We start from the raw sequence: 17,414 nt of genomic DNA, 5'->3' as shown, positions 1-17,414 counted from the left end.
CGACTTTGCCCATCCAGTCTGAAAGCGTACTGGTTGGCAGGGTGATGCCCTCACGCGCGAAGATGTGGCTTTGGCGGTAGAGAGGCAGGTGGTCAACACATTTACTGAGGGTGATGTGGGTTAACAGCCCCGGCGCCACCTGACCTTTATCAATAATCTGAGCGGGGAGTTCGGCACCGTGTACCGTTTGGCAATCCGGGCAACTGTATTGCGGACGTACGGTTTTTCTGACGATAAATTGTGCCGGGATATAATCCAAGGTCTCGTTGACTTCATCACGCAAAAAACGCAACGGACTGTCACACTGTGGGCACTGCGTGCTCTCAGGCGCCAAGCGGACTTCTTCACGCGGCAAGTGCGTGGGCAGGGGCTGACGCTTGGGTTTGTTGACCGGTGCGGGTGTGACGGATGGCAGGTTTTTTTCCAGTTCGGTTTCCAGCGCGCTGATGTCGGTGTCACTGTCTTCATCGAGTAGACTTGCCATTTAAATCAATTGATTAATTCACTTTTTTATTGCCATTGTGTCAGCGTTTGACCATCGACCTGCTGCCAGACAAAATGCCCACGATGCCATCGACGTACCGCCAACCAGACGCCGTGCTTATCCCGGCGTAATTTACAACTTCTAAAGTTATGCGATTTTATAAAAACACAAAGTCACATAAAACGAAAAGCCCTTCAAATGGTTATGCACTTAAAGGGCTTATTTTTCATTGATAGTCTGTAAAACCCATCGGTTAATTAGGCTAGATCAAGAATGACTTAATCATAATCACTCTATGTCATTCAGAATGGAATATCGTCGTCAAAATCCATCGGTGGCTCATTGCTTGGCATCGGCGCACTTTGTGCCGCAGGTGCTGATTGCTGACCACCACTAAAGCGGTTGCTGGCGGCGGGTTGCGCTGGCTGGTTCCAGTTGTTTTGCTGCCCGATTGCGGCTTGACCTCCGGCACCTGCTGCTGCACCGCCCTGACGACCACCCAACATCTGCATGGTACCGGTCATATTGACCACCACTTCTGTGGTATAGCGCTCGACACCGGCTTGATCTGCCCACTTACGTGTTTGCAGTGCGCCTTCGATATAGACCTGAGAACCCTTGCGCAGGTATTCGGCGGCAATCTCTGCCAACTTGCCGAACAGCACCACACGGTGCCACTCGGTTTTCTCCTTCTGTTCACCCGTCGTTTTATCGCGCCAGGCTTCAGACGTTGCCAGAGTGATGTTAGCGACCGCACCGCCATTGGGCATGTAACGAACTTCAGGGTCTTGGCCCAGATGCCCAATCAAAATTACCTTATTTACACCTCTGTTGGCCATGTTCCATCTCCTGATAAGTTATTATACGTAGCTATACCCTTATGGATTACTGCTGGGCTATAGCCTCAACGCATAAGGGTACAAACTACCAATTGTAGCACGCCAGATAGTGAGTTTATAGCTGCGAAGTAGTTCTCAGAATGGTTCAGCCTGCCGACTCGGTTGCACCAATATACTGGATATCCATTCAGTTTTTTTTATGTCATACTTGTTGGTTTAGTAATTGCAGTGGCGTTTTTTATCTACGGCTCACCAACCCTGCTGAAAAACGTCTGACAAGTGTGGTGTCTCTCCAAGACGGGATGTGTAATGGATAATATCGAAGTGCGCGGTGCTCGCACACATAACCTCAAGAATATCAATGTGATTATCCCACGTGATAAGTTGATAGTCGTCACTGGATTGTCTGGCTCTGGTAAGTCTTCGCTGGCGTTTGATACCTTGTATGCCGAAGGCCAGCGCCGCTATGTTGAATCACTTTCCGCCTACGCGCGCCAATTTCTTTCGCTGATGGAAAAGCCGGATGTTGACCATATCGAAGGGCTGTCCCCGGCGATCTCGATCGAACAGAAGTCAACATCACATAACCCGCGTTCGACGGTGGGCACCATCACGGAAATTCATGACTATCTGCGTCTGCTGTTTGCCCGGGTCGGTGAGCCACGCTGCCCGACACACCACATCCCACTGGCAGCGCAGACCGTCAGCCAGATGGTGGATAACGTCCTGAGCCAACCGGAGGGAAAACGCCTGATGTTACTGGCGCCCGTGGTGAAAGATCGCAAAGGTGAACACAGTAAGACACTGGAAAATCTGGCGGCACAGGGCTACATCCGAGTGCGAATTGATGGTGAGGTGTGTGATCTTTCCGATCCACCGAAACTGGAATTACAGAAAAAACACACCATTGAAGTGGTGGTTGACCGCTTCAAAGTGCGTGATGATCTGGCGCAGCGGCTGGCAGAGTCGTTCGAAACGGCACTGGAACTCTCTGGTGGTACGGCGGTAGTGGCAGATATGGATGACGACAAAGCGCAAGAGCTGCTGTTTTCCGCCAATTTCGCCTGCCCAAGCTGCGGTTACAGTATGCGTGAACTGGAGCCGCGCCTGTTCTCATTCAATAATCCGGCTGGGGCTTGCCCAACTTGTGATGGTCTAGGGGTACAACAGTTTTTTGATCCTGATCGTGTGGTGCAAAACCCGGAACTTTCGCTGGCAGGCGGTGCGATCCGTGGTTGGGATCGGCGCAATTTCTACTATTTCCAGATGTTGCGCTCACTGGCAGAGCACTATCATTTTGATATCGAAGCGCCATTCAACAGCTTGAGTGCGCGTATCCAGCAGGTTGTGTTGAATGGCTCTGGCCGTGAAGAAATCGAATTCAGATATGTTAACGATCGCGGTGATACCACGCTGCGTCACCACCCGTTTGAAGGGGTGCTGCACAACATGGAACGGCGCTACAAAGAGACCGAATCCAGCGCCGTGCGTGAAGAGTTGGCCAAATTTATCAGCAACCGCACCTGTACTTCCTGCCAAGGAACGCGGCTACGTGAAGAGGCGCGTAATGTGTTTGTGGAAAACACCACACTGCCGCAAATCTCAGACCTCAGCATTGGTCAGGCAATGCTATTTTTCCAGCAGCTTAACCTGACTGGGCAACGCGCCAAGATTGCTGAAAAAGTGCTGAAAGAGATCAGTGATCGGCTGAAATTTCTGGTCAACGTTGGCCTTAATTATCTGTCACTGTCGCGCTCTGCTGAAACACTCTCCGGTGGTGAAGCGCAGCGCATCCGCCTAGCGAGCCAAATTGGTGCTGGGTTGGTTGGTGTGATGTATGTACTTGATGAACCTTCCATTGGCCTGCATCAGCGTGATAATGAACGCTTGCTGGAGACCTTGATCCACCTGCGTGACTTGGGCAACACGGTGATTGTTGTTGAACACGACGAAGATGCTATCCGTGCCGCCGATCATATCCTCGATATCGGCCCGGGCGCAGGAGTACATGGTGGGCAGATCGTGGCACAAGGCACATTGCAGCAGATTATCGCGGCACCGGAGTCGCTTACTGGGCAATACCTTGGAGGACAGCGGCAGATCGCCATTCCAGCGCAACGCATCGCGGCGGATCCGAGCAAAGTACTCAAGCTGACTGGGGCACGCGGCAACAACCTCAAAGATGTCACTCTGACACTGCCGGTCGGGTTATTGACCTGCATCACAGGCGTTTCTGGTTCCGGCAAATCAACACTGATCAACGACACGCTATTCCCGCTGGCACAGCGGCAACTGAACGGCGCGACATTAGCAGAGCCAGCGCCATATCGTGATATCAGCGGATTAGAGCACTTTGATAAAGTGATCGACATCGATCAAAGCCCGATTGGCCGAACGCCACGCTCTAACCCTGCAACCTACACCGGGCTATTCACGCCAGTGCGAGAGCTGTTTGCCGGTGTGCCGGAAGCGCGTAGCCGTGGCTACACACCAGGCCGCTTCAGCTTTAACGTCAAAGGCGGGCGCTGTGAGGCCTGCCAGGGTGATGGTGTGATCAAAGTGGAGATGCACTTTTTGCCAGATATTTACGTACCTTGTGATCAGTGCCGTGGCAAGCGCTACAACCGCGAAACACTGGAAGTGAAGTACAAAGGGAAAAATATCCACGAAGTGCTGGAGATGACCATCGAAGAGGCGCATGACTTCTTTGCTGCCGTGCCTGCGTTAGCGCGTAAACTACAAACGCTGATTGATGTCGGCCTCTCCTACATTCGGCTAGGACAATCTGCCACCACGCTGTCGGGTGGCGAAGCGCAACGGGTTAAACTGGCGCGTGAGCTATCGAAACGCGGCACCGGTCAAACGCTCTATATCCTCGATGAGCCGACCACCGGCCTGCATTTTGCCGATATTCAGCAACTGCTTGATGTGCTGCATCAGTTGCGTGACCAAGGCAACACCATCGTGGTGATTGAGCATAATCTGGATGTGATAAAAACCGCAGACTGGATTGTTGATCTCGGCCCAGAAGGTGGCAGCGGTGGCGGAGAAATACTGGTCGCAGGTACACCAGAGAGTGTTGCCGAGTGTCAAACTTCACATACCGCGCGTTTTTTAAAACCGCTATTGCGCAAATCGTAACGGCATAAAAGCACGTCGACGCTTAGCGCTTATGCCATCGCGCCAACCGAGAGGGCAGAAATTGCCCTCTCGCAATCCCCCGTGGCACCAGAGAAGTGACTGACATAAAGTAGTTGTTTTATTTCAATTTTCAATATCCAGTCATGCAATCAACCGCACCGCAATTCGCCCCGCTACCGCCAATAACCGAATATTTTATTGATCTGATAGTAAACCGGAAAAATATTCGCTTTTCTCGCCTGCTTTTTTCCGCTGTTGTCTATGCTTAAACAAACCACGCGTTATTGATAGAAAAAAAGTTCCTTATGTTCTGGTTAGGGCAAATGCATGAACGTTTTTTACCGGTTTTGGTGAAAAACGTTAGTGATCTTACGCTGATTTTCTGGCAACGCGAGATTAACACGATATTGAGAGGAACAGCATCGTTGATTAAATATGCATCTGATTAAATAGTAAACTCAAAACGTTTAAAAACTAGCCGATGTCACACTTTATTTGGCTGCGTTGTTGAATAATGGTGTTTGTGGTTGTTTTTTAATCACTGGTTACCTGTCAAAAGGCATGTTTGCGATTAAAGGAATGATGTCATGTCTATACTGCCTGAACGTTTTCTTATCAATCAGTTAATTAACGGTCAATGTGCCGATCCTTTCTCGTTACTGGGTATGCATGTTACCAAGCACGGGCTACAGGTTTGTGCCTGGCTGCCCGGTGCCGAACAGGTCTGGCTGATTGACAGCGCCAGCGAGCAACGACGAGCGGCGCTGGAATGTGATGATCCACAGGGTTTTTTTAGCGTGCTATTCGCACAAGATCAGACCCCTTTCCGTTATCAGTTTGAAGTGCAATGGCAACAGCAGCGGCAGCGGCTGGACGATCCCTACCGTTTTGGCACCCTGCTACAGGATATTGACAGTTGGCTGCTGGCCGAAGGCACCCATCTGCGGCCATATGAGCGACTGGGCGCCCATCCCAGCACACTGGATGGCGTTGACGGCGTCAGCTTTGCGTTATGGGCACCGAATGCGCGGCGTGTTTCCGTGGTCGGTGAGTTCAACTACTGGGACGGGCGACGCCATCCGATGCGCCTACGGCGGGAAAATGGCATCTGGGAACTCTTTCTACCTGGGGTACAGCTCGGCCAACTGTACAAATATGAACTGCTGGATTGCAATGGCAACCTACAGTTAAAGGCTGATCCCTACGCCTTTGCTACACAGATGCGGCCAGAAACTGCCTCGGTAGTGGCTCAATTACCGGCTATCGTCACCAACAGTGCTGAACGCACACTGGCGAATCAGCGTGATCGGCCGGTAGCGATCTACGAACTGCACCTCGGCTCCTGGCGACGTGGCGAACATAACCAATGGCTCACCTACACGCAGTTGGCACAACAGCTAATCCCCTACGTCAAGCAGATGGGCTTTACCCATATTGAACTGCTGCCGATTAACGAACATCCCTTTGATGGCAGTTGGGGGTACCAGCCGCTAGGGCTATATGCGCCGACCCGCCGTTTTGGCACACCGGAACAGTTCCGTGATTTTGTTGCCACGGCGCACCAAGCTGGCATTAATGTCATCCTCGACTGGGTACCTGGCCACTTTCCTGGCGATGCGCACGGTCTGGCCAACTTTGATGGCAGCGCACTCTACCAATATGCTGACCCACGCGAGGGTTTTCACCCTGACTGGCACACACTGATCTACAACTATGGCCGCCACGAGGTGCGCAACTACTTGGCGGGTAATGCACTTTACTGGTTGGAACGCTTTGGTATCGATGGTCTGCGTGTCGATGCGGTCGCGTCAATGCTTTACCGCGATTACAGCCGTGCCGAGGGGCAGTGGATCCCCAACTATTACGGCGGCAAAGAGAATCTCGAAGCGATCTCTTTTCTGCGCTACACCAATCAAACGATAGGCAAACACTGGTCGGGAGCGGTCATGCTGGCGGAAGAATCGACCGACTACCCCGGCGTGACACTGCCGCCAGAGAGTGGCGGCTTGGGTTTCCACTACAAGTGGGATCTGGGCTGGATGCACGACACCCTCAACTACATGCAGCATGATCCGGTGCATCGTAAATATCATCACGGCTTGATGACGTTTGGCATGTTGTACGCCTACAGCGAGAACTTTGTGTTACCGCTTTCACACGATGAGGTGGTACATGGCAAAGGTTCCCTGCTTGATCGGATGCCGGGCGATGCCTGGCAAAAATTTGCCAACTTACGGGCTTACTACGGTTTTATGTGGGCCTACCCGGGCAAGAAATTGCTGTTTATGGGCGGCGAGTTTGCCCAAGGGCGCGAGTGGAATGTAGAGAGCAGCCTGGATTGGCATCTGCTGGAAGCAGAGGATAACTGGCATCATGGCGTACAACGGTGGGTGCGTGATCTCAACCACTGCTACCAACAGACTCCGCCACTCTACCAGTGCGACTATCAGCCCGCCGGGTTTGAGTGGCTGGTGGTGGATGATGCCGACAACTCGGTATTTGTCTTCGCTCGCTATGATGCGCAAGGCAATCAGTTGATTGCTGTCTCTAATTTTACGCCAGTGCCGCGCTACCACTACCGGATCGGCATTCCGCAGCCGGGCAGCTACCGCGAACTGCTCAACAGTGATTCCCACTACTACCACGGCAGCAATATCGGCAATTTAGGTCGGGTGCTCTCTGAGCCTGTCAGTAGCCACGGTCGAGAACACTCGATCTGTGTTGTCGCACCACCACTTGCTACCGTCTATCTGTTACGGGAGGTGCAATGACGCAGTTAATGCCTGGCTTAGCGGCACCGCTCGGTGCCTATTACGATGGTCATGGGGTGAATTTCGCGCTCTTCTCTGCTGCGGCAAGCGCGGTTGAATTGTGCCTGTTTGATGCACACCAGCATGAAACACGCCTATTTTTACCCGCGCGCAGTGGCGATATCTGGCACGGCTATCTACCGGCAGCAGAGCCGGGGCTACGTTATGGCTATCGGCTGCACGGGCCGTTTGATCCGGCGCGAGGCCACTACTTTAACGCCAATAAACTGCTGCTTGATCCGGCCGCACATGCCGTTGAAGGGGCGGTCACGGATCACCCGGCGCTGTATGGTGGTGAGCAGCAGCCAGATTGGCAGGACAGTGCAGCACAGATGCCAAAGTGTGTGGTGGTTGATCTGCGCTATGACTGGCAAGATGATCGCCCACCGGCTATTCCGTGGCGACAGACCATTATCTACGAGGCGCATGTTCGCGGTTTAACACAACTGCACCCAGAATTGCCAGCCACGATACGTGGCCGTTTCGCCGCCTTGGGTCACCCAGTGATGGTCAACTATTTTCAGCGCTTAGGCATCACCACACTGGAGTTACTGCCGATCCAGCAGCACAGCACAGAAGCGCGTTTACAACAGCTTGGCTTGAGCAATTACTGGGGTTACAACCTGCTGGCACCTTATGCACCGGATGTGCGTTATTGCAGCTCAGCCCAAGTACCGCAGACGCTGACTGAGTTTCGTGATGCGGTAAAAGCGCTGCATAAAGCGGGTATTGAGGTGATCCTGGATCTGGTATTCAACCACACGGCAGAGCTGGATCGACAAGGGCCAACGCTGTCACTGCGCGCGATTGATAATCGCAGCTACTACTGGCTCACTGCTGAGGGCGACTACCAGAATTTCACCGGTTGTGGCAACACGCTACGGCTGGATCATGCCGCAACCGTCACCTGGGTGATCGAGTGTCTACGCTTCTGGGTGGAACAGTGCCATGTTGATGGTTTCCGTTTCGATCTGGCCACGGTACTTGGCCGCACCCCGGAATTTCGGCGCGATGCACCGCTCTTTGAGGCGATGCTAGCCGACGACACGCTAGCACGCTGCAAACTGATCGTTGAACCGTGGGATATTGGCCCCTCTGGTTATCAACTGGGCGCGTTTCCAGGCCGCTTTGCGGAATGGAACGATCAGTTTCGTGATGACATGCGCCGTTTCTGGTTGCGAGGTCAGTGCTCATTAGGGCAGTTTGCCCAGCGTTTTGCGGCATCGAGCGCTATTTTCAATCAACGTGGGCGCTTGCCCTATGCCAGCATCAACCTGATCACCGCACATGATGGTTTTACCCTACGTGATCTGGTCAGCTTTAACCAGAAACATAACCATGCCAATGGCGAGCAGGATCGCGACGGTTGCCAGCATAATTTCAGTGACAACCACGGCATTGAGGGGCTACAGGCCGATGAACAGATTTTACAGCAGCGCCGCCACAGCCAGCAGGCGCTGCTGGCAACACTGCTGTTAGCGCAAGGCACGCCGATGTTACTGGCCGGTGATGAACATGGCCACACTCAGCAAGGCAACAACAACGCCTATTGCCAGGATAACCCAACCACTTGGCTTGACTGGTCGCAGGCTGACCAAACCCTCACCGCGTATACCGCTGCCTTGATCAAACTACGCCGACAAATCCCAGCATTGCAGAGCGGGCGCTGGTGGCAGCCGGGTGATGGCAGTGTGCAGTGGTTAAACGCACAGGGGCAGGCACTGACTATTGCTGAGTGGCAGCAGGGCGAGCGCTGCCTGCAAATCCTGTTATCACAACACTGGCTGGTGCTGGTCAATGCCAGTGCGCACGCAGTGGTGATGACGCTGCCGACCGGTGACTGGCACACCGTGGCTCCGTTTACTCAGCCACAGAACTTCCGTTTCTCTTTACCTGCCTGGTATCAAGCTGCGCGTTCGCTTACGGTGCTGGCAAAGGACAATCAATAGGAGTCAGCAATGGTTGGTTTTGACAATAAAACTTCCCTGATGTTGGCACGCCAGTTGCCCAACAGAGCAGTGGCGTTAATCTTGGCGGGTGGACGAGGCACTCGGCTGAAAGATCTCACTGCCAACCGCGCCAAACCGGCAGTACATTTTGGTGGCAAGTTCCGTATCATCGATTTTGCCCTCTCTAACTGCCTCAACTCCGGTATTCGCCGGATTGGCGTGATCACCCAATACCACTCACACAGCCTGGTACAGCATATCCAGCGCGGCTGGTCATTTTTGAATGAGGAGATGAACGAATTTGTTGATCTGCTACCGGCGCAACAACGCCAGGGCACAGCACACTGGTACAAAGGCACCGCTGATGCGGTCTGCCAGAATCTGGACATCATCCGCCGCTACAAAGCGGAATATGTGGTGATCCTGGCCGGTGATCATATCTACAAAATGGACTACTCGCGGATGCTGATCGACCATGTCAGCAAAGGAGCGCAATGCACCATCGCCTGTATTCCGGTGCCACGCAGCCAGGCCAGCGCGTTTGGCGTGATGGAAATTGATGAGCAGCAACGCATCATCAACTTTCATGAAAAAATGGCCGATCCACCGGCAATGCCGGGTGATCCAAGCCAGTCATTGGCCAGCATGGGGGTTTATGCCTTCAACGCCAGCTACCTCTACCAACTGCTGGAAGAGGACATGCTGCTGGCCGACTCCAGTCATGATTTCGGTAATGATCTGATCCCGCGCATCGTCGCGCAGCGCGCGGCCTGGGCGCACCCGTTTACCCTCTCCTGTGTCACCTCAAACGGTGAGCAACCGCCCTATTGGCGTGATGTCGGCACACTCGATGCCTACTGGCAGGCCAACCTGGAGCTGGCAGCCGTTAAGCCACAACTGGATATGTACGATCGCGCCTGGCCGATCCGTACCCATATTGAACCACTGCCACCGGCGCGCTTTGAGCAGGATCACCAGGGTAACCACGGTGTCGCGATGAACTCACTGGTTGCTGGTGGCAGCATCGTCTCTGGCTCCTCGGTGCAATATTCGGTGCTATTCCCACGCGTGCGCGTCAACCCGGTCTGCAATATTGATCGCTCGGTACTGCTGCCGGATGTGGTGGTCGGACGTGGCTGCCGTTTACAGCGCTGCATCATTGATCGCGCCTGCCGATTGCCGGATGGCATGGTGATTGGTGAGGATGCCGAGCTAGATAGCCGCCGCTTCTACCGCTCAGAGCAGGGCATTGTGCTGGTTACCCGCGAGATGCTTGCTCGGCTGTAGTGAACGGTGGTAATCAACGATAACGCGTTGCTGAATAACGGGAGTCACTATGCAGGTTTTGCACCTATGTTCTGAAATGTTCCCGCTGCTGAAAACCGGCGGGCTGGCGGATGTCACCGGAGCACTGCCAGCGGCACAAATCGCCGCCGGTGCGGATGTACGCCTGCTGATACCGGCATTTCCTGCGATCAGACAGGCGGTCACGGAAAGTGAACTGGTGGCAGAGGTTGATTCGTTTGCCGGACCAGTCAAGCTGCGTTACGGCGACTATCACGGTGTTGGTCTCTACCTGATTGATGCTCCCTGGCTCTATGATCGCCCAGGTAGCCCCTATCACGACGATGCTCAGTGTGCCTATGGCGATAACCATCGTCGTTTTGCACTGCTGGGCTGGCTGGGTTGTGAACTGGCCAAAGGGCTTGATCGCTACTGGCGGCCAGCACTGCTACATGCTCACGACTGGCACGCCGGGTTAAGTTGTGCCTATCTGGCGGCTAATGGCCACCCAGCACGCTCGGTGTTTACCATTCACAACCTGGCTTATCAGGGGCTATTTTCGGCGCATCATTTGGCGGAACTGTGGCTGCCAAACGCATTTTTTGATCGTGAAGGGCTTGAATTTTACCAGCAGATCTCATTTCTCAAAGCCGGCCTGTACTACGCTGATCACATCACCACCGTTAGCCCTCGCTACGCCCAGGAGATCACCCTGCCGCAATTTAGCTACGGCATGGAGGGCTTATTGCAGCAGCGCCAACACCAAGGTCGGCTTACCGGCATTCTGAATGGCGTGGATGAAAAGATCTGGAACCCGGCTCATGATGCCCATTTGATCGCCCGTTATGATGCAGATCGTCTTGCCAATAAGGTTAAGAACAAACTGCATCTGCAAAAGACACTCGGATTGCAGGTGGAGGCCAAACGGCCGCTGTTTGCCGTGGTGAGCCGTTTGACCAGCCAGAAGGGGCTTGATCTGCTGCTGGAGGTGTTACCACTATTGCGCGAACAGGGCGCTCAACTGGTGGTGTTGGGCACCGGCGATGCTGGGTTGCAGCAGGCATTTGTTGCCGCTGCGGCGGCACACCCTGGCCAGATCAATGTCCAGATTGGCTACGATGAAGCGTATTCACACCGTATTTTTGCCGCCGCCGATGTGGTGTTGGTGCCCAGCCGGTTTGAGCCTTGTGGCCTAACCCAGTTGTACGCGCTGAAATATGGCGCATTACCGCTGGTACGCCGGACCGGTGGCCTGGCAGATACAGTGACAGATTGTTCACTGGAGAACTTGGCCGATGGCTCGGCCAGTGGATTTGTATTTGATGACTGTCATGCAGCTTCGCTGAGCAGTGCGATCCGGCGTGCGCTGGTGTTATGGCGCAGGCCACAGCAGTGGCGCGATGTCCAGCGCCAGGCGATGCGGCTCGATTTTGGTTGGCAGATTGCCGCACAGCGCTATTTGTCGCTTTATCAGCGTCTGTTGTCATAATTAACTGGGAATAAACCACTATGACTCCCCCGTTTAGTTATACCTCACCTACCATCAGTGTGAATGCACTAAAAAACTCAATTGCTTACAAGTTAATGTTTACTGTCGGCAAAGACCCAGCGATTGCCACCCAACATGACTGGCTGAATGCGGTACTGTTTGCGGTGCGTGATCGTATGGTCGAACGCTGGCTACGCTCTAATCGTGCGCAACTGTCGCAAGATGTACGCCAGGTTTACTACCTCTCGATGGAGTTTCTGCTTGGGCGCACGCTGTCCAATGCACTGCTATCACTCGGCATCTATCAGCAAATTGAAGAAGCGCTGGATGATATGGGGCTGAAGTTAAGTGAACTGCTGGAGGAGGAGAACGATCCCGGCCTCGGCAATGGCGGCCTCGGGCGGCTGGCGGCTTGCTTCCTGGATTCGCTGGCAACCCTGGCACTGCCAGGGCGCGGTTATGGCATTCGTTACGAATATGGCATGTTCCAACAGAATATCGTTAACGGCCAGCAGATGGAGTCACCTGACTATTGGCTGGAGTATGGCAACCCGTGGGAATTTCCGCGTCACAACACGCGCTATAAAGTGCGTTTTGGCGGCCGTGTGCAGCAAGAGGGCGCCAAAGTGCGCTGGCTGGAGACCGAAGAGGTGATCGCCATCGCTTATGATCAGGTGATCCCCGGTTTTGATACCAACGCCACCACCACACTGCGGCTGTGGAGTGCGCAGGCCAGTAACGAAATTAACCTCGGCAAATTCAACCAGGGCGACTATTTCGCTGCTGTAGAAGACAAAAACCACTCTGAGAACGTCTCGCGAGTCCTCTACCCGGATGATTCCACTAACTCCGGGCGTGAGTTACGTCTGCGACAGGAGTATTTTCTGGTTTCGGCAACCGTGCAGGATATTCTGCATCGCCACTGGCTGTTGCACAAAAGCTATAGCAATCTGGCCGATAAAGTTGCCATTCACCTTAACGATACTCACCCGGTATTAGCGATCCCAGAATTGATGCATCTGCTGATTGACGAACACAAGTTCAACTGGCAAGACGCTTGGGCGCAGGTGGAACAGATATTCTCCTACACCAACCACACCTTGATGAGCGAAGCGTTAGAGACCTGGCCGGTGGAGATGTTGGGCAAAATCTTGCCGCGTCACTTACAGATAATCTTCGAGATCAATGAGCATTTTCTTAACCAAGTGAAGCAGCAACAGCCTGATAACCGTGCGCTACTGACACGAGTGTCACTGATTGACGAGACTCAAGGGCGTCGAGTGCGTATGGCCTGGTTGGCGGTAGTCGCCAGCCATAAGATCAATGGCGTGTCAGCGCTGCACTCTGAGTTGATGGTGAAATCGTTGTTTGCCGATTTTGCTACGCTGTTTCCAGAGCGCTTCTGCAATAAGACCAATGGTGTGACACCGCGCCGCTGGCTTGGGCTGGCAAACCGACCGTTATCGAAAGTGATCGACGACAGTATTGGGCAGCACTGGCGTACTAACCTGACTCAACTAAGCGAAATAAAAGAGAATGTTGACTACCCCAGTTTCTTGCAAGCGGTGCGCGATGCGAAACGGCAGAACAAAGAGCGCCTGGCGATCTACATTGCACAAAAACTGAATGTGGTACTCAACCCAGCGGCGCTGTTTGATGTACAGATCAAACGTATTCATGAATATAAGCGCCAATTACTCAATCTGCTGCATGTCATCACCCGCTACAACCGCCTGCTGGAAGATCCCGAGGGTGATTATCTGCCCAGAGCAGTTATTTTTGCTGGCAAAGCGGCTTCGGCTTACCACGCGGCGAAGCAGATTATCCGTTTAATCAATGACGTTGCTAAAGTGATCAATAACGATCCACGCGTACATGACAAGTTGAAAGTGGTGTTTATTCCTAACTATGGTGTCAGCCTGGCGCAAATGATCATCCCAGCGGCAGACCTCTCAGAGCAGATTTCCCTGGCTGGTACTGAGGCTTCTGGCACCAGCAATATGAAATTCGCGTTAAATGGTGCTTTAACCATCGGCACACTGGATGGCGCCACGGTAGAGATGCGCGGCTATGTTGGAGAGGAGAATATCTTTATCTTCGGTAACAGTGCCGAGCAGGTCACCACGCTACGCAATACCGGTTACAACCCACGGCAATATTTCGAGCAGGATGCGGAACTGCATCAGGTGCTAACACAGATTGCCAGCGGCGTGTTCAGCCCGGAAGAGCCGCAGCGCTACCGCAACCTGTTTGATTCGTTAGTCAACCTGGGAGACTACTACCAACTGTTGGCTGACTACCGCAGTTATGTCAACTGCCAGGATCAGGTAGATGAGCGTTACGCGGATCAAGATGAGTGGACACGTAGCAGTGTGTTGAACATCGCTAATATGGGCTATTTCTCTTCTGACCGCACCATCAGCGAGTATGCCGAGCAGATTTGGCATATTAAACCGGTCAGATTGTAGTGTAATTGCGCCTCCGACACGGAAAAACGTTTCACTCTTTCCGTGTCGGAGGCGAGAGTTAACCATAAATTAGCTTAACAGTGTCGTTTAGGCTGTAAGAACAGCTCAGGCCATTGGTCGAACAACGGTTCCTGAGCTGTGCATAATTAAATAAATTATCGATTTGGAATTTATTTAATGTCGACCATTAATGGCTGAACATAGTTGACGCCATCAGGAAAGCCATAAGGAGAAACACAACCCAAGAGAGCGTGAGGGCGAAATATACCCATATCGCCCATGTGTGATATCCACCAAGAGCAGCAAGGGTCTCTTTTACTTTACTAAGGCTTGACTCTCCATATTTAGCGAGTAAAAGATCCTTACGGAACTTGGCAATATAACAATATTTTGCAAATAAGCCACACATTACTAAGAATGCGAATTTTAGCCCATTTGAACTTACCAGAAAAGCAGTCGCTATTTGCGCTGCGGCGATTACTAGAGCCATGCTATACATCTTTCGATAGAGGAAATAAACAGCACCACCAAAAAATGCCCACCAACTCCACGAAAAGGCAAATTTAAATTGATTGTTGATATTGAACTTGGTGTATGCGTCCTTAAAAATCTGCACTTTCTCTGGTTTTTGTAGATGTGCCTCCAGTAAGCCCTGCAATTCATCACTATTATTTAACAATTCATCCAGTTTATTACTCATATACTTACCCATTATTTATGTGATTACTATTGTACTAATTGTTTTCTTTTTGATTCTAATGGAATTATTACAGTGTTACAAACTTATTTTTTTAGCAAAACGTGGTTAAAGAAGCGTGGCAATATCACGAGCATTTTTTGAGCAAAAAAAGAGAGTTTGGGTTTTTGAGTATTACTGGAATTTGTTGCTCAGCTTGCTGGGCAATATCGCTCGCACCCTGCCCGTTATCAGGGGACACAGCCTAAAACAGCGCAGGCTTCCAGTTCTCTCCCCTTGATAAAGGGAGGGTTAGGGTGGGGTGTTAACGCATTTAATTATTTTAAAATAACCCCCTGCCAATCTCCCCCTTCGCAGGGGGGTGACCAGACAGTTCTTTTGCTTTGATAACGGAAAAAACAGAAACAGGTGATCAGGTCAAATACTGTTTTGGGTTAAAAAACATTCGTGGTTTTGGCCTGCGCTCCCAACTGTTCTGGCATCGCTTGCTGCGGGATGATGGCGCCACGATGCTGGATCACGGTGCTGGCCAGTTGATGGCCACGTTGTGCTGCGCTGATCACATCACCGCCGGTTAGGCGTTGTGCCAGATAACCAGCACTGAATGAGTCACCGGCAGCGGTGGTGTCGATCACTTTTTCTGGCGGCAATTTAACGGCTGGGATCTGGAACTGTTCGCCGGTTGCAGTAAACACTAGGCAGGCTTCTGCACCGCGTTTAATCACTATTTCGCCAACGCCAAAACCCTGGCTACGCTGCACCACCTGCTCAATGCTCTGCTCTCCCCATAGTGCGACTTCATCTTCCAGCGTTAAAAATGCCATATCGGTGCAACTGAGGATCTGCTGATAAGCTTGGCGGGTTTCTGCCTGGTTTTGCCACAGCCGTGGCCGATAGTTGTTATCAAAAATGATTTTGCCACCGTTGGCTCGGCATTGGCGTAGTAGTGCCAGTAGCTTTTCACGGCTGGCCGGGTTGAGAATAGCGATACTGATCCCGCTAAGGTAAAGGTAGTCAAACTGTGCCAACTGCGCACAAATCTGCTGCGCTTGTTGGCCATCAAGCCAGTAACGTGCAGCGGCATCATTGCGCCAGTAGTAGAAGGTGCGCTCGCCGTGCTGGTCGGTCTCAATCAGATATAGGCCTGGCAATTTATCTGCCAGCTTTGTCACTAGTGAGGTGTTCACTCGCTCTTGTTGCCAGGCTTGCAGCATCTCTTGGCTGAAGCTATCACAGCCCAGTGCGGTGACATAATAGACATCCAGTGCTGCTTTGCTCACCTGACGTGCGATGTAGACTGCGGTGTTCAGAGTATCGCCACCAAATCCACGACAAAAAGCCGTGCCGTTTTGTGATAGCTCAATCATGCACTCGCCAATCACCGCCAGTTTGTTACCGTTCATAGTCGCCCCAATAAGTTATAGTTACTCCAACAAGGTCGCTGTCTACCGCAACTGACTGCTAGTCTGCTGGCAACCTTGGGCGGAGTCAATAGAAGCGAAACGTTGTTTTACTTTAATTGGAGGATTAGCGCGCTGCGAGTCGGGTGGCGTGATTTTCAATGCACAGAATCTGTTGATTTCAGCGTTATAGATTGATCTAGCACAGATTAAAAGATTAACATTACTTATGTTTGCGCAATCAAAAATCCCTTCTATAGTTGTCTATGAGCCTGGTGTGCATCACGTGAATACACGTCAGACTCGAAATAAGTATACCCTATTATTAGACAGGTGATTGATTATGCGATTAACAAAATTAGCAATAGCCACTTTCTTTGCCTCTGGCGCACTGCTGGTGACCGGTTCTGCCCATGCTGCTCAATTGAACAACTCATTTAACGTTAAATTGCGGATTGTTGAGTCTTGTACTATCGATAGAACTATTGATGACATCGATTTTGGTCTGGTTAACAGTAATACCACCGGTAATCTTGATCAGCAGACTGCCCTGGAAATTTCGTGTAATAACCAAAGTGGCTACACCGTGGCACTGAAACCAAGCAATAACAACACTGCTGGGGCGGGTGTGATGGATGCGAGAGGTAACGGCCATAATGATACTGTAGCTTATAGCTTGTATCAGGATCCGAGTAGAACACTTGCGTGGGGTAGTGTTTCTGGTACCAACACCCTTAGCGAAACCGGTAACAAGAGCATTCCCGTGTATGCCCGTGTTACACAAGCAGACTATGCCGGCAAGCAAGCTGGCAACTATAACGATGTCGTTTCTGTAGTTGTTACTTACTAGAGT

General features: G+C 52.0%; 11 protein-coding genes. 7 read left to right on the top strand and 4 right to left on the bottom strand.

The window, feature by feature from the left end; translation table 11 throughout:
- The coding region (locus tag EOJ37_RS02825) for an IS66 family transposase zinc-finger binding domain-containing protein (protein WP_155522473.1) at positions 1-484 on the bottom strand (484 nt) is incomplete at its 3' end.
- Between the two features lie 302 nt (positions 485-786).
- Positions 787-1,323: a single-stranded DNA-binding protein gene (locus EOJ37_RS02820; RefSeq protein ID WP_127957570.1), complete on the bottom strand. Its 537-nt coding sequence runs from the start codon at positions 1,321-1,323 to the stop codon at positions 787-789.
- 309 nt (positions 1,324-1,632) lie between these two features.
- On the opposite strand from EOJ37_RS02820, the gene uvrA reads away from it, so the two are divergent.
- From uvrA to glgP, 6 genes are all read left to right on the top strand, one after another.
- On the top strand, positions 1,633-4,464 hold the full coding sequence (gene uvrA, locus EOJ37_RS02815; RefSeq protein ID WP_127957568.1) for an excinuclease ABC subunit UvrA: 2,832 nt from the start codon (positions 1,633-1,635) through the stop codon (positions 4,462-4,464).
- Between the two features lie 587 nt (positions 4,465-5,051).
- The gene (glgB, locus tag EOJ37_RS02810) at positions 5,052-7,235 is read left to right on the top strand and encodes a 1,4-alpha-glucan branching protein GlgB (protein WP_127957566.1); all 2,184 of its coding nucleotides are present in this window, start codon (positions 5,052-5,054) and stop codon (positions 7,233-7,235) included.
- A complete protein-coding gene (gene glgX / locus EOJ37_RS02805; RefSeq protein ID WP_127957564.1) occupies positions 7,232-9,223 on the top strand; it encodes a glycogen debranching protein GlgX in 1,992 nt (663 codons plus the stop codon). The genes glgB and glgX overlap by 4 nt, the downstream gene beginning before the upstream one ends.
- Positions 9,224-9,232: 9 nt before the next feature.
- Entirely contained in the window at positions 9,233-10,510 is a 1,278-nt protein-coding gene (gene glgC, locus EOJ37_RS02800) for a glucose-1-phosphate adenylyltransferase (protein WP_127957562.1), read from the top strand.
- Between the two features lie 49 nt (positions 10,511-10,559).
- Positions 10,560-11,996: a glycogen synthase GlgA gene (gene glgA / locus EOJ37_RS02795; protein ID WP_127957560.1), complete on the top strand. Its 1,437-nt coding sequence runs from the start codon at positions 10,560-10,562 to the stop codon at positions 11,994-11,996.
- A gap of 20 nt (positions 11,997-12,016) precedes the next feature.
- A complete protein-coding gene (gene glgP, locus EOJ37_RS02790) occupies positions 12,017-14,464 on the top strand; it encodes a glycogen phosphorylase (RefSeq protein ID WP_127957558.1) in 2,448 nt (815 codons plus the stop codon).
- Between the two features lie 187 nt (positions 14,465-14,651).
- Here glgP and EOJ37_RS02785 read toward each other — a convergent pair whose 3' ends face one another.
- Complete coding sequence (locus tag EOJ37_RS02785) at positions 14,652-15,164, bottom strand: DUF2628 domain-containing protein (RefSeq protein WP_162473647.1); 513 nt, start codon at positions 15,162-15,164, stop codon at positions 14,652-14,654.
- A 431-nt stretch (positions 15,165-15,595) separates the two neighbouring features.
- Complete coding sequence (gene kdgK, locus EOJ37_RS02780) at positions 15,596-16,564, bottom strand: 2-dehydro-3-deoxygluconokinase (protein WP_127957554.1); 969 nt, start codon at positions 16,562-16,564, stop codon at positions 15,596-15,598.
- 340 nt (positions 16,565-16,904) lie between these two features.
- Here kdgK and EOJ37_RS02775 point away from each other — a divergent pair, with 340 nt between their 5' ends.
- Positions 16,905-17,411, top strand: coding sequence for a Csu type fimbrial protein (locus EOJ37_RS02775; protein ID WP_127957552.1), 507 nt, complete (start codon positions 16,905-16,907; stop codon positions 17,409-17,411).
- Positions 17,412-17,414 lie beyond the last annotated feature (3 nt).

Source organism: Serratia microhaemolytica (genome assembly GCF_004011885.1).
In the GTDB taxonomy this organism is placed as follows: Bacteria; Pseudomonadota; Gammaproteobacteria; order Enterobacterales; family Enterobacteriaceae; genus Serratia_G; species Serratia_G microhaemolytica.
This window is presented reverse-complemented; position numbering and strand designations above follow the sequence as displayed.